Source organism: Trichocoleus sp. ST-U1 (genome assembly GCF_039961835.1).
Classification (GTDB): domain Bacteria; phylum Cyanobacteriota; class Cyanobacteriia; order Cyanobacteriales; family FACHB-T130; genus FACHB-T130.
In genome coordinates this window covers 1-14,861 of sequence record NZ_JAMPJZ010000020.1, presented here as the reverse complement: position 1 = coordinate 14,861, position 14,861 = coordinate 1, and the positions used below count along the sequence as shown (strand labels likewise).

The following is a 14,861-nucleotide window of genomic DNA, read 5'->3' as shown; positions in this document are numbered from 1 at the left end:
AGAATTGCCTCTTCCATTTTTAATGCACGCATTTTTAATTTAAATCACTCCCACTTCTTGCCAACCTTTGCGGACTGCATTCTGCTCCTTGGAGCCTTCGCCGTAGAGTTCTCCAGCGACTGTAATGAGAGTATTCGCAGCCCGTTTAAAATTCGCTCTAGAGCGCAGGCGATCGCGTAAAGCGATATACCAGATTTTCCCTGCCTTTTCCCAAGCGTAGCCGCCTATTTCCACTGCTGCTAAATAAAAGGCACGGTTGGCAATCCCTGAGTTAATATGCACGCCTCCGTTATCTTCCAGCCCTTTGTAGCGGTCTTTATAAGTCGCAGGCTGGGGGTCTTTGCCTAGCACTGGGTCGTCGTATGCTGTCCCCGGTGCCTTCATTGAGCGAATCCCAACGCCCTTAACATTGGCGGTAAACAAACCTTCCCCGATAATCCAGTCAGCTTCTTCGGCTGTCTGATTGAGAACCCGCTGTTTCACCAGGGAACCAAAGACATCGGAAAAAGATTCATTCAGAGCGCCGGATTCGCCGTAATAGATTAGATTGGCTTCATATTGGGTGACGCCGTGGGTTAGCTCGTGACCAATCACATCAATCGCCTTGGTGAAGCGTTCAAAAATCTCTCCATCCCCATCACCGTAGACCATTTGGTCGCCGTTCCAAAAAGCGTTGTCATACTTCACGCCAAAATGAACCGTCGAGTCCAAACGCAGCCCTCGATTGTCGATGGAATTCCGCTCGAACACCTGCTCGTACAAGTCATAAGTTGCACCCGATCCGTCGTAGGCTTCGTTTATCGCGGCATCTTCGCTGGGAGGATCGCCTTCACTCCGCACCAAGGTGCCTGGTAGATCGTTGCCATTTTTAGCATCAAAGATGGTACGACGCTTCTCTCCCGCTGATGCTGCGAACGAGATATTTCCCACTGTCAAGCGCCGTCCGCGAAACTGTTCTGACACGGTTAAGGTTTGAAAAGCCCATGCCCGCTGCTCAGGGTTGCCATTCTGGAGAACCTCCTTCAGCATATGAGGAGGAACGATACAACAAATGGGATGAAGTCTATCGCAGCAAGGTTGCAGCCCTACCGCTCTTTTTTTTGGTGAAGGCATAAATTATTTCCTTTGTCAAGGACAGAGCATCAAAAAGTGGATGATAAACGCATTCAATCCAATCCGCTCTAGTTATCGAGAATTCGGCAATTTCGTTACAAAAAGTAACTCAAACGTGCCATTGATTGCTCTAGCTGTTTATTATGTACCTCCCCCATATCAGTCGAGGTGAGGACTCTCATCCTCTCGGATTAGCACTCTGTGCCAGTGAGTGCTAAATTGACTAATGGAAGCGCTCTGAAAACCTAAAACATGGCAAAAATCGTTGCATTTAATGACGAATCGCGGCGGGCACTAGAGCGGGGCGTGAACGTCCTGGCAGACGCCGTTCGCATTACGCTGGGGCCGAAAGGGCGGAATGTCCTTCTAGAGAAGAAGTTTGGCGCACCCCAAATTGTGAACGATGGTATCACCGTTGCCAAGGAAATTGAATTAGAAGACCCCCTGGAAAATACAGGCGCTCGACTGATTCAGGAAGTGGCATCCAAGACGAAAGATATTGCGGGTGATGGCACGACGACAGCGACGGTTCTGGCTCAAGCGATGATTCGTGAGGGCTTGAAGAACGTAGCGGCTGGGGCAAATCCAGTGAGTTTGCGGCGGGGAATCGAAAAAACGATCGCCTTCTTAGTGGAGGAAATTGTAGCGATCGCGAAACCAGTGGAAGGTAGTGCGATCGCGCAAGTGGCAACCGTCTCCGCTGGTAACGATGAAGAAGTCGGCAAAATGATTGCCGAAGCGATGGATAAAGTCACCAAAGACGGCGTGATCACCGTTGAAGAATCCAAATCGATGGCAACGGAACTGGATGTCGTCGAGGGGATGCAGCTGGATCGCGGCTACATTTCTCCCTACTTCATCACCGACTCCGAACGGATGGTGGTGGAATATGAAAACGTCCGGATTTTGATGACGGATAAAAAAATCAACTCTATCCAGGATTTGATTCCCGTCTTGGAAAAAGTTGCCCGTTCCGGTCAAGCTTTGCTGATTATTGCCGAAGACATCGAAGGAGAAGCTTTGGCAACTTTGGTGGTAAATAAAGCGCGGGGCGTACTGAATGTAGCCGCCATCAAAGCGCCTGGATTTGGCGAACGCCGCAAAGCGATGCTGCAAGATATCGCCGTTCTCACTGGCGGTCAGCTAATCTCAGAAGAAGTTGGTTTGAGCCTAGATACCGTCTCTCTGGAGATGCTGGGAACTGCTCAGAAAATCACCATTGATAAAGAAAACACCACCATTGTCGCTGGTGATGCCAAGACGGCAGATGTGCAAAAGCGGATTGCCCAAATTCGCAAGCAGCTAGAAGAAACGGATTCTGACTACGACAAAGAAAAGCTGCAAGAGCGAATTGCTAAGCTTGCCGGTGGTGTCGCCGTCATCAAAGTGGGTGCGGCGACCGAAACCGAACTCAAAGATCGCAAGCTGCGGATTGAAGACGCCCTCAACGCGACCAAAGCTGCGGTGGAAGAAGGTATCGTTCCAGGCGGTGGCGCGACGCTGATTTACCTGAGCAAGAAAGTTGCTGACATTAAAAATAGTCTGGACGCCGAAGAAAAAGTCGGTGCTGACATTGTGGGCAGATCTCTAGAAGCTCCCCTGCGTCAGATGGCAGATAATGCCGGTGTCGAAGGCTCTGTCATTGTCGAGAAGGTGCGCGAGACTGATTTGAATATCGGTTACAACGCGGCTACCGACACATTTGAAGACCTGATCGCCGCTGGGATTATCGACCCTGCGAAAGTTGTACGTTCGGCGTTGCAAAATGCCGGTTCGATTGCCGGGATGGTGTTGACCACTGAAGCCCTGGTTGTCGAGAAGCCTGAGAAGAAAGCGGCTGGTGCCCCCGATATGGGCGGCATGGGCGGCATGGGCGGCATGGGCGGCATGGGCGGCATGGGCATGATGTAGTCCATTGTTCGCGTCCCCAGCGCCCACAGGTTGAAACCTGAAGCTAAAAACACAAAGCCCACCTTTGTGGACTGAAAGAAAAGCAGCTTGTCTCAAACGGCAAGCTGCTTTTTTGTAGCGATCGCTCATTGTAAGAGTGTTACAGTATTGAAAAATTATAGGGTTCAAACCTACTTAACTGGGATAATTCCTCAAACTTCTGTTTAATCAGCATTTTAGGAAAATTTTCAGTAAAGACTGTTACTTTAGGTAAATCATCGGGAATCTTATATGAAGGGAGTTCCTTAGATATTTTTCTTTCAGTTAAAGGATTAATTTTAACAATGCTAGTCTTTTTTCTTCACGGAGTTGCTACACGGGATGTTAAATATGGAGATAAATTGAAAGGTTTTATTACAGAAGAGTTTACCAAAAGAGGTGAATTACTCCCTCACTTTTATTATAGTTTTTGGGGCGATGTTTTAAATGATGTTGGGAGGATGTGGAACTGGATTCATCAAGATTTACAGGAAGTTAAAAAGGAATCTCAAAATTTAGATATTCAAACCATTTTGAGGTATCAACACTTTAGACAAGGCTTTCTATCTGAATTCGTTGGAGATGCTTTCACCTACCTTAATCAAGAACGGGGCGTAAAAATTAGAGAACTGATTGCAGATCAACTAGAGGACTTTATAAGACGTAACCCTGAAGAAACTGACCTTCATATTGTTGCCCATTCCTTGGGAAGCGTCATCTTATGGGATAGTTTGTTCTCCGATAGATTTGATTCTGATGATGCGGCGTTTCATATCCGTACAATGATTAAAGGACTAGGTGATTCCACCTCCAAAAGACAAGTTTACCTAAGGAGTATTACCACAATGGGTTCTCCTATTTTATTCTTTAACACCATGTTAGGTATTACTCCTAATAAAGTTAAATGTTTTGCTAAAAATTATAAAAACCAAGGTTTGAGATGGATTAATATAATTCATTCCTCTGATATTATTGCCTATCCGCTTCGGACAAGCTTTAACATTAATTCGTCTGATAACATATTTTTACAAGATGAGTATATTTTAGATCATGCTAACCTGGCGGAAAATACTGCCTATACTGTCGGTCAAGTGGATGCAGCCTTAGCTTTAGGAGTTGTTGATGCTCATCACTGGTATATGAATTGTTCTAAAACAGCTAATTTAATTACTGATAATATTTTATCTGGTAAAAATATTATGTATGATGTTATATCTCGCTTAAAAAAAATACCTGAAGTTAAAAATGTTTTAACTCCAGTAAACTATATCTTTGATAAAAAATTACTGCATCTAAATTTTAGAGATGGTAGCGGTAGTATACAAATGTATGTTAATTTTGCCAATATACACCATGTTTATATATTCGATACTAATGAAGATCGCAAATTTGCAGGATATTTTGGGTGGAATTATGCTAATAGTTTTCAGGAAGAAATTGAATTAATTAAAAGAGAATTTTGCTGAATAAAGAATAGATAAAATTCTAAAATAAATACTGAATAGGAGTAAATGCAAATGACACAAAGACGCCCCCAGCCTGCGGAAGTAGTTACACAATACAATGTAGACGAAGACGATGATAATTCTTTGTTTGAAGACTTTTACGATAAACCCGGTAGTCTACCAGGAACAATTTTTATTAATAAAAATTCTCCGCCACCCAAAATTATCTTAATTGACTACAACGAGGCAAACCGCATCTGCATGCCACTTGAGACCCCAGCAGCGTGCGCTAGCTATTTGGATACCGAGTCGGTTTCTTGGGTGGATGTGTTGGGCTTAGGAGATGAAGAAATTTTGCGAGAATTGGGACAGGTTTTTCATTTACATCCATTGGTTTTGGAAGATGTGGTAAATGTACCCCAGCGACCCAAAGTGGATGATCAGGGAGACCATCTGGTGCTTATTAGCCGGATGGTGATGCCTAAAGAAAAAGGCACTGGCTTCTACAGCGAACAAGTGAGTTTAATTTTGGGGAAACATTATTTGCTCACTGTGCAGGAGGAACCACTGCGGGATTGTTTTACACCCGTGCGCGATCGCATTCGTCACAATAAGGGCACTATCCGCAAGCGCGGTGCCGATTATTTAGCCTACGCACTGTTGGATTCAATTATTGATGGATTTTTTCCGGTTTTAGAAGTTTATGGTGAGCGAATTGAAGACTTAGAGGAAGAAGTTATCGCCAATCCTACACGCAAGACTCTAGACAAAATATATCAAGTTAGGCGCGAATTGTTGGCACTCCGTCGCGCTATTTGGCCCCAGCGAGATGCCATAAATTCCTTAATTCGAGATGGGAGTCCTCTTATTTGTGAAGAAGTCCGAATTTATCTAAGAGACTGTTACGATCATGCGGTTCAAGTAATGGACATGGTGGAAACATATCGAGAACTATCCTCTGGGTTAATGGATGTTTATATGTCCTCGGTTGGTAACAGAATGAATGAAGTTATGAAGCTTTTGACTGTAATTTCCAGTATTTTTATTCCCCTCACTTTTGTTGCTGGAATCTACGGCATGAACTTTAATACAGAAAAATCTCCATTCAATATGCCGGAACTAAACTGGTATTTAGGCTATCCGCTTTGCTGGGCATTGATGATAGCGATCGCATCTGGTTTAATTTACTTTTTCTGGCGGCGCGGCTGGTTTGATAATTTTTCCACAGTTAAGGATGACTAGCATCATGTTCATAAATTACTTTTCTTATAGCCTGTAATTTTTTGCTAAAAATTAATGGGAGACAAAAATTTTTGTTTTTAATTACTTAATTTTAAAGTACAAATAAGTAAGTTTCTTTTTTTCAAAAAATAAACTTTGTAATTAAAAACTTTCCCCAATTAACAATTACCAATCACTAATTACTAATTTTGGATGACCGCAATTTATTCATCTTGACTGTCTACATCATCTGTGTCACCTACATTTTATACCGAGTTTTTAAATCGGTAGATAGAAATCAAGTGATAGTCCATCTCGATCGAGAATCCTTAAATGGACAACTGGAAGCACAAAATCTAAGAGATCGCGTCGATATCCAATTTAAGCTGGAAAAGCGATACCAACTAGATCGACTGCGCGAACTATCGATCCAGATTGACAATAAATCTGCGGAGCATTCAATTGACGTAGACTGGGATCGCAGTTCGCTGACAGATTTCGACGGGCGATCGCGGCGAGTGATTCGCCTGACGCCCAGCATGATTCTGGATCTCTCCCAGCGTCAAGTTTATAGCTTCATTGGATCTGGAAAAATTCTTAAAGAAAAAATAACTGTTGAAGACGTTCTCCAGCGCGACTTGCAAACCGATGTTTTGAAAATCTCAGCGTCCCTTTTTGATCCATCCAAACTCAAAAAACTCTCTAGTCCTGAGAGTACGCTGCACTTTTCTCTAACGCTGGTGCTGCATTTATTTAGGTCTACGAGTGAGACGGGCAATTCCGTTACTCACATTTTGTCTTGTGACTTTACAGTTAAAAAAGCTCCTTGGACAGATGTAATGCGTTGGAATCCCAGAGAAACAACTAAAAAATAAAAATTGAGAAATTCTTAAATTTTTATTTTTGTTTTGGGCACTGGGGAGGCTTTACTTTCATCCAAGCCCCGTTACCACAGTAGGGGACGGTACAGAAAAAGCCCCTACTGGTAACGAGAAAAAAAGCTAGTTTCTAATTTTTAATGGTTAAGCAATGTCTTTGACTGCGTATTGCGCTTCGCAGCGCAAACCAGTGGCAATTCTAAAAAGTTCTTGACCTGTGTGCAGGTAGCCTTCATCATAGTTGAGCGTAAAAAGTTCTAACTCTTCAATGCCATCTGCTACTTGATTGAGGCAGTAGTAAAGGTGAACTGCTGCGCCAGCAACATTGGCTGGATTAGGCAAAGAACGAAAAGCCAGCTGAGCTTGTTTGAGATAGTTACGACACTCTTTCAGGTAAGCCTGAAATTGTTCCATCAGTTCATCATCAAAAGGATCGGCTGAAAGTTGGTCTAGTTGGTCTGCCAGAGGATTGAGAATGCGACAGATCAAGCGATTGACCGGCACATAGACTTTCTGAAGCCATTGCTCCAGTTGTTCGTCGGCATCTATTGCTGTCTGTCGATGCGCGTAGTATCGGTTTTCAGCGTTGGCTTGCTGTTGTCGATGCGCGTAGTATCGGTTTTCGGTGTCGGCTTGCTGTTGCCGCTGCGATCGCGCCGAAGCATCGGCTTGCTGGTATCGCTGCGATCGCGCCGAAGTATATGTCGCTGATGATTCGGCTCGTCGCGACGGATGATTGTTAACAGATTGTTCGTGTCTCAGGCGATCTTTGAGCAGCATCTGGTCATAAGACTGCCGCTGTTGAGGGTCGCCCAGTATTTCGTAAGCAGCATTAATCCGGACAATTTGCTCGTGGTTCGCTGTTTCGCGATTACCATCTGGATGAAACAGCTTCACTAGACGCCGGTAAGCTTGCTTGATCTGTACCGGAGTCGCTGCGGGACTAATATCAAGGGTGTCGTAGTGAGTGGAATCTGTCATGGAAATAGCTTTCTGTCAGAGGCATGAGTCATTAGTAGGTAGAGGTATGACTAATGACTCATAGCTCATGAGCTTTTAACTAATGACCACTAACAGTTACTGTAGCGTCAACCCAGCACAGCTGGCACTCGCGGTTCTGGATCTTGGAACAGGGGTGTACTTAAGTAGCGTTCTCCAAAGCTGGGCTGAACCATGACAATCAATCGTCCCTCATTTTCGGGGCGCTGAGCGACCTTGATGGCAGCATAGAGGGCAGCACCCGTGGAAATGCCGGAAAGCAGTCCTTCTTCACGAGCAAGACGACGACCGTAGGCGATCGCATCATCATCTGTCACTGCGATTACCTCATCAATCAGCTCAACTTTCAGCACTTGGGGAATAAACCCAGCACCGATGCCCTGAATTTTGTGGGGGCCAGGGCGTCCGCCGGACAACACTGAGCTACTGATGGGTTCGACGGCGATCGCTTTAAAACCCGGTTTCCGTGGTTTAATCACCTCTGCCACACCCGTAAGCGTGCCGCCAGTGCCCACTCCAGCGACCAGGATATCCACCTGCCCGTCTGTATCTTCCCAGATTTCCTCAGCAGTGGTTTCCCGGTGAATCTGGACGTTGGCTGGATTGCTAAACTGTTGCAGCATATAAGCATTAGGCGTGCTGTCAACAATTTCTTGCGCCCTACGAATGCAGCGGCTCATCCCCTCAATGCCAGGGGTCAGTTCCAGTTCTGCTCCATAAGCCCGCAGCATCGCCCGTCGTTCGGTACTCATCGTGTCTGGCATTGTCAAGATCAGCCGATAGCCCCTGGCTGCTGCCGCCATCGCTAGAGCAATACCTGTATTTCCAGAAGTCGGTTCCACTAAAATTGTTTTGCCTGGGTGGATCAACCCCTGCTCTTCTGCCGCATTAATCATACTCACCCCAATGCGGTCTTTGACCGAGGCAGCTGGGTTCATACCCTCCAATTTCACCACGATCCGAGCCAAACAGCCTTCCTCTTGGGGAATGCGGTTCAACTGTACTAAAGGCGTCCGACCGATTAATTCTGTAATGTTTTGAGCAATCCGCATAGATTTTAGTTTTTTTCTTGGTTATGAGGAGTCAGAAGTCAACATCAATCATTAAAAAGTGCAAAATTAAAAATTAAAAGAAGTATGCTTCTTTTTAAATTTTTAGTTTTCAATTTTTAATTTTTAAATGTAATACATGATGTCTAGCTGACGCCTAGAATCCCGTTTTTCTGCTAAATCTTGAAGCGTGTATCCTTGTAAGACCGAATTAGCTGTTTGATGCACTTCCTGCCAGATTTCCTCTACCACGGCACTTTCTACCGTTTTGGAAGTGTTGTTGTTCTCAGAAGGTTTGGCATCCAATCCTTCCAGGCAACTCACAACTTCTAAGAGCGTAATTTTCCAAGGTTCCCGCGACAGCAAATAGCCTCCCTTTGCTCCACGTTGGCTACGCACTAAACCGCCACGCCTCAATGTCGCCAGCAGCTGTTCTAAATATCGATCGGGGATATTTTGTTGAGCCGCAATCTGCCGAATTTGTAACGGTTCGTTGTCGTTGTAGTGACACGCTAGCTCTAACAGAGCCAACAGCGCATATTCTGTTTTACAGGAAAGTTCCACAAGCTTGAGATCGAGTGTGAGGGATCGTCTATTCCAGTATACCCCGGTTCTCCACCGGAGTTTGCCGGTTTAAGCATTCGGCAATAAAAAAGCCCCGCTAATACGGGGCATAACCGGGTTCGCAAAATTTACGACACAAAAGCTGGGAGCAGGGGATCAAGGGAGAAGAGGGACAGAGGGAGTAATCACCCCTTACCCATTACCACCTCTCCTAGCAATGTGCGGGCTACTACTTCCGTCTCCCTAGAAGCTGAACGTTGTTCTGAGCGTGCCAATAACGGCATCTTCGTTATCGTTGTTTTGGTTGGGAGCAGTAATCCAGATAATGCCGGGAGTCACGGAGATGTTATCCGTCAGCTGGTACTTGTAGAATCCTTCGAGGTGATAAGAGAGATCGTTCTTAATCCCGACTGGGCTGCCTTGAACTTCAAGACCTGCCAAGTAGGGTTCTACACCTGCAAAAATTCCCAGGATATTCCCCCGCTTACCCAAATCGGGGAAAGCCACACCTAATCCGTAGTACCAGACCTCGCCTCTGGTGCTATTTTCAACCGCGCTAATATCAGTCTTACCAACAAAGCCGCTCAGGGAGAATCTGTCGCTCAGTCGTAAGGCAGCCTCAAGACCATAGGAGTTAGTGATCAGTGCGGTATCCCTAGCCAGTACTAATGGAAACCGAGCGCCTGTTCCAGTTGCAAGAGTTGGATCGTTAGCTCCGAGAGTACCTGTTACCGCCCTAGCTTCAGCCGAACGCGGACTTCCACCAAGGTCGAAAATCCCATCACCCGCGTTATGGTAGCCGTGGACGTAGGTTGCAGCTAAGCCCAAGCGATCGCTAACGGTAAAGTTGAGTTGGGCGAGAGCAGAATAGTCCCCGCCGAACAGGCCAACCTTATCAGCAGGGTTATTCCCATTATCTGCCAAGTAACCCAGGCTCAATGAAGTAGGACCGAGAATCGGTGCTGTACCTACACCGAGCCTGATCCCGATACCGGCACCGCCACCGATTCGATAAATAGGACTCTGCTGAGCAAAAGTTGAGAGTGCTGCGGTACCACCGTCTCCGTCATAAAAGTAAGGGTTGAGGACGGGAGCGTAGTCGGCATGAATTCCACCGGCAGCAGCAATGTATACTTTGGAAGCCCCAAAGGGGAACTCATACGCTAGCCAGTCTAGAAAAATATCGTTGTTGTTACCGGGATTCAGGTCAAAGGTCTGGTTGCCCTCGAATGAATCATTAGGTTGAGGTGGAAGCTTTGAAAGAAAAGGTGTAGTGTTACCCGCAGCAAGACGAGTGTGCAATACATCTCGACCCGTGAAGCTGGTTTGGAAGTCTAAACGAACGCGATCGCCAAAAATGGTATTGGTGTCCTCGCGATCGCTAAACTCGTCCGTGATGGCGAAGATCGCTTCACCCACCAGTTTGGTGGTTGTCGAGAACTGATGGTTTTCTAGGAACGTCACCCGTCCTTCCAGGTTATCTACCCGCGTGCGGAGGGTTGCCAGTTCTGCCCCAAATTCATCGATCAGCCGCTGAAGTGTGGCTAAATCTTCTTTGGTAACAAAATCTGCTGTAGACGCGGCAATTAATTTCTCGATTTGCAGCAAACAAGCGTTCAAACCCGCCGCAAATTCATAACGGCTCATTGCCCGGTTGCCCCGATAGGTGCCATCCGGATATCCTGCTATACAGCCATAGCGCTCTACTAGGCTTCGCAGCGCTTCGTATGCCCAGTCTGTTGGTTCCACGTCTGACAGTTGGGAGACGTTTGTGACTTGGCTTTGGGAGTTATTTCCTTCCTGGCTGTAGCGATTAATTTGTTCTAAAACGCTGTTGTTGCCAACCGTATTCCCTGCTGGAGCTGTTTGAGCCAGCTTTGAGTCGGCAGCTGGCATCACTGGTACAGATGTGCCTTCAATCGTTTCTACCCCTAGTGCTTGAGCTGAGTCGGCGGTTGCTGGCTCCTGGCTGGGTGCGACTGCCAACTGTTCTGGCGCTTCCGTCGCAACAACTTTCTGCTCTAACTCTGACTTCTCAGCGGTAGGTGAAAATCCAGGGATTGAGCTGACTGTTGGGGTTTCTGGCGCAGTAGCGAGCGCTACTGGCTGCAATTCTGGTAGTGCCTCTACCGTTTGGGGCTGAATCACTTCTTTAGCAGCAGGCGTTTGTGCAGCGATCGCTGCCGATGAAACCACCAATGCTGCCCCCAAAACTGCTGGGCTGAATACCAGCGATCTCCAGATAAATTTAGCCATCTTTCCTCTTTTCCTCACACACACCTTACTTAAGAAAGATTTACATCCTTCTTAATTTTTCCTGTCATCCTACCACAGGCTAGAAATGTCATTAGGTAATAAATCATACAAAAAAGCCCCGCATTGAGCGAGGCTTTACTGATTTCATTTCACAATATTGGGCAAACTGGATTAACCCAACCACCTAAATTCTGTGTTACTAGAAGCTGAACGTAGTTCTGAGAGTACCGATATAGGAGTCGTCGCCCTCCCGTTGGTTGGTACCCGTCAGCCAGACGACGCCGGGAGTCACTGAGATGTTTTCCGTCAGCTGGTACTTGTAGAAAGCTTCAATGTGGTAACCTCGATCATCCAAATTTCGTACCCTGTTACCCTCAAGTTCCAGATTTGCAAGATAGGGTTGGGCACCTGCGAAGATACCCAAAACGTTGCCCCGCTTACCTAGGTCAGGGAAGGCTAGGCCTAGTCCGTAACTCCAGATTTCACCATCCCCGTCACCAATCACTCTGACGTCGCTATAAGAGACAAAGCCACTGAGTGAAACTCTGTCACCCAATCGGAAAGCACCTTGTAATCCGTAGGAGTTACTTACCACGGGAGACGCAGCAAGAAGACCCCCAGTTAAAAAGTCTCCGACGTCCCCTGGATTATTAGCCAAGGCATTACCGACCACACCTTCTCCGCGACCGATATCGAATATCGGGTTGCCAGTGTTATGGTAGCCGTGGACGTAGGTTGCAGCCAAGCCGAAGCGATCGCTGACAGTAAAGTTAAGCTGCGCCAACGCCGAATAGTCGCCGTTGAACAGACCAAAATCGCTACCGGGGTTATTCGCGGAATCATTATCTGCTAAGTAGCCCACAGTTAATGAAGTTGGACCGAGAATCGGCGCTCTACCTACACCCAGTCTCAGACCAGCACCAGCACCGCCCCCGATGCGATAAATGGGGCTGTACTGAGCAAAGGTTGAGAGCGAGCCGTTACCGCTGTCACTCACTCCGTTATAGAAGTAAGGATTCAAAACAGGGGTGTAGTCGGAATGGCGTCCTCCAGTGGCTGATATGTAAACTTGGGAAGAGCCAAATGGGAACTCATACGCCAGCCAGTCTAAGCCAATGTTATTGTTATTTTCGTCGCCGAAGCCGAGGTTAAAAGTCTGGGTTCCCTCCGCTGTTGCAATTGGAGCATCATCAATACCATCACCATCTCTATCGCCGATAGGGGTACCAAAGCCGAAAGCTGCGAGGTTCCCTGCTGCCAAACGGGTGTGCAACTTATCTCGACCTGTAAAGCTGGTTTGCAAGTCTAAACGGACTCTGTCGCCGAAAATGAGATTCGTGTTGTCGTCGTTATCCCCAAATCCATCAGTGACAGCGAAGATCGCTTCACCCACCAGTTTGGTGGTTGTCGAGAACTGATGGTTTTCTAGGAACGTCACCCGTCCTTCCAGGTTATCTACCCGCGTGCGGAGGGTTGCCAGTTCTGCCCCAAATTCATCGATCAGCCGTTGCAGCGTTGCCAAATCTTCTTTGGTAACGAAATCTGCTGTAGACGCGGCAATTAATTTCTCGATTTGCAGCAAACAAGCGTTCAAACCCGCCGCAAATTCATAACGGCTCATTGCCCGGTTGCCCCGATAGGTGCCATCCGGATATCCTGCTATACAGCCATAGCGCTCTACCAAGCTTCGCAGTGCTTCGTATGCCCAGTCGGTTGGTTCCACGTCCGACAGTTGGGAGACGTTGGTGACTTGGCTTTGGGAGTTATTTCCTTCCCGACTGTAGCGATTGATTTGTTCTAAAACGCTGTTGTTGTCAACTGTATTTCCTGCTGGGGCGCTTTGAGCCAGCTTGGCGTTCGTCGGTGCTGCCATCGGAACCGACACGCTGTTGTCTACGCCTAGAGCTTCGGCTGAGTTGGCGGTTGCTGCGTCCTGGATGGGCGTTGCAGCCACCTTAGCTGGCGTCTCTACTACTGGCATTACAGGTACAGACGTGCTATCGAGCTTCTCTACCTTTAGTGCTTCTGCCGAGTTGGCGGTTCCTGCATCTTGTATCGGCGCTACTGCCAACTGTTCTGGCGTTTCAACCTCAACTGCACTCAGCGCTTCGGCTGATTTAGCGGTTGCTGAAAACACGGGGGCTGAGTTAGCTTCCGGGGCTTGGGGTGCAGTAACCAAAGCCACTGGCTGCACTTTCGATAGGTTTGCCTCAGTCGTTTGGGGCTGAATCACTTCAGAGGTTACGGACTTTTCAGCAGCGATCGCTGCTGAAGAAAGCACGAGTGCCGCTCCCAAAACTGCTGGACTTACTAGCAGAGATTTCCACATTAATTTAGCCATCTTTCCTCTTTTCCTCACACACACTTTTTCAGAAAGATATTTCAGAAAGAGTGACAATCCTTCTTGATTTTTCAAGTCATCGTAACACAGATTGGACGGTGCCACCACCTCACCAGCGCCTGAAATGATTGCTAGAGCGCTTATTGAGATTTTTCGTGTTATTTTTCGGATGACCTAAGTCACTCTTTAAAAATGACTTGCGCCCTATCAAAGTCTTTTGTTGTCAACCCATCGCTATCATCTGTTGTCAGTGTTAGCGTCACCTTATTGTACAAAATTTCTCGTAGATGATGCTTTGTTTCTATTGAGATGCAGCAACAGCAACTAATTTGTTAATCTGGGCGATCGCTTCTCCAAACTTTTTTCATTTGCTCTTCTACTGCTTCCCTGGCTAACTTGATAGCTGATGAATGCTTTGTTAATTGCCAGCTCGCTGAGTATCTACGCCATCGCCTTCCTGAAAAAAAGCCCCTAAAAAACTATCCGCCCCCACGGGAAGCGTTTTGGTATCACCATTACACTCAATGTGAGGGCGGTCTAGCGGGTCTTCAAATTAGCACCAGACTGTCGGAAGGAACTCCAAATACCAGCCTAGCTCTTTCAGCCTTTAGTTAATCCCACTAGGGGATTAAAACCGGCTTTTAGAGAACAGCTCCGACGCTCAGCCGGTTAACGCTAATTTGATGACCCATAAATTTACTACTATCACTCATGGGCATCACCTCCTTGTTGCCTGAACGGTCTAATTCTCAAAAGGAGTAGGGGAAAAATCGCTAAGGATTCATTCCCTTCATTTAGATTAGCACAGGCTAGAGCAGATGTGGGCTGGCTTGAAAAAAAATACCCCGCGAGTGGCGGGGTATCGTTCAATGAGGAGTGCTGTAGGAGCGGGATCGCCCCGCCCATGCTGAGTTAGAGAAAATTAACTCAATATTTCACTCCTGACATTACAATGCGTTACCGCGAGGCAGAACCTCTTCAGGGAAGATAAAGTTCTCGTGGGGTTGATCCTGAGGAGCCATCCAAGCCCGGATGCCCTCATTGAGGAGAATATTCTTGGTGTAGA

General features: G+C 46.8%; 11 protein-coding genes and 1 pseudogene. 4 read left to right on the top strand and 8 right to left on the bottom strand.

Annotation, left to right across the window (positions count from 1 at the left end; all coding sequences use genetic code 11):
* Window positions 1–39: 39 nt before the first annotated feature.
* A complete protein-coding gene (locus NDA06_RS09995) occupies window positions 40–1,113 on the bottom strand; it encodes a M4 family metallopeptidase (RefSeq protein ID WP_199323971.1) in 1,074 nt (357 codons plus the stop codon).
* Between the two features lie 252 nt (window positions 1,114–1,365).
* On the opposite strand from NDA06_RS09995, the gene groL reads away from it, so the two are divergent.
* From groL to NDA06_RS09975, 4 genes are all read left to right on the top strand, one after another.
* Complete coding sequence (gene groL / locus NDA06_RS09990) at window positions 1,366–3,024, top strand: chaperonin GroEL (protein ID WP_348251718.1); 1,659 nt, start codon at window positions 1,366–1,368, stop codon at window positions 3,022–3,024.
* A gap of 323 nt (window positions 3,025–3,347) precedes the next feature.
* Complete coding sequence (locus tag NDA06_RS09985) at window positions 3,348–4,508, top strand: hypothetical protein (protein WP_190984766.1); 1,161 nt, start codon at window positions 3,348–3,350, stop codon at window positions 4,506–4,508.
* Window positions 4,509–4,559: 51 nt separating this feature from the next.
* Window positions 4,560–5,729, top strand: coding sequence for a magnesium/cobalt transporter CorA (corA, locus tag NDA06_RS09980; protein WP_190432336.1), 1,170 nt, complete (start codon window positions 4,560–4,562; stop codon window positions 5,727–5,729).
* A gap of 188 nt (window positions 5,730–5,917) precedes the next feature.
* Window positions 5,918–6,583: a hypothetical protein gene (locus tag NDA06_RS09975; protein WP_190679337.1), complete on the top strand. Its 666-nt coding sequence runs from the start codon at window positions 5,918–5,920 to the stop codon at window positions 6,581–6,583.
* A 147-nt stretch (window positions 6,584–6,730) separates the two neighbouring features.
* On the opposite strand, the gene NDA06_RS09970 is transcribed toward NDA06_RS09975, so the two are convergent.
* From NDA06_RS09970 to NDA06_RS09940, 7 genes and pseudogenes are all read right to left on the bottom strand, one after another.
* Window positions 6,731–7,567: a J domain-containing protein gene (locus NDA06_RS09970; protein ID WP_190411709.1), complete on the bottom strand. Its 837-nt coding sequence runs from the start codon at window positions 7,565–7,567 to the stop codon at window positions 6,731–6,733.
* Window positions 7,568–7,674: 107 nt separating this feature from the next.
* A complete protein-coding gene (gene cysK / locus NDA06_RS09965; RefSeq protein ID WP_190525524.1) occupies window positions 7,675–8,637 on the bottom strand; it encodes a cysteine synthase A in 963 nt (320 codons plus the stop codon).
* A gap of 123 nt (window positions 8,638–8,760) precedes the next feature.
* A complete protein-coding gene (locus NDA06_RS09960) occupies window positions 8,761–9,198 on the bottom strand; it encodes an Rrf2 family transcriptional regulator (RefSeq protein WP_190411711.1) in 438 nt (145 codons plus the stop codon).
* Between the two features lie 243 nt (window positions 9,199–9,441).
* Window positions 9,442–11,454 (bottom strand): iron uptake porin, encoded by a 2,013-nt coding sequence (locus tag NDA06_RS09955; RefSeq protein ID WP_348251717.1) that lies wholly within the window; start codon window positions 11,452–11,454, stop codon window positions 9,442–9,444.
* A gap of 199 nt (window positions 11,455–11,653) precedes the next feature.
* Window positions 11,654–13,795: an iron uptake porin gene (locus tag NDA06_RS09950; RefSeq protein WP_190536765.1), complete on the bottom strand. Its 2,142-nt coding sequence runs from the start codon at window positions 13,793–13,795 to the stop codon at window positions 11,654–11,656.
* Between the two features lie 179 nt (window positions 13,796–13,974).
* Window positions 13,975–14,058 carry a hypothetical protein gene (locus tag NDA06_RS09945; RefSeq protein ID WP_347275959.1) on the bottom strand — a complete coding sequence of 28 codons (84 nt, stop codon included), beginning with the start codon at window positions 14,056–14,058 and terminating at the stop codon, window positions 13,975–13,977.
* Window positions 14,059–14,742: 684 nt separating this feature from the next.
* Window positions 14,743–14,861: pseudogene (locus NDA06_RS09940) on the bottom strand (photosystem II protein D2); the annotation flags it as partial.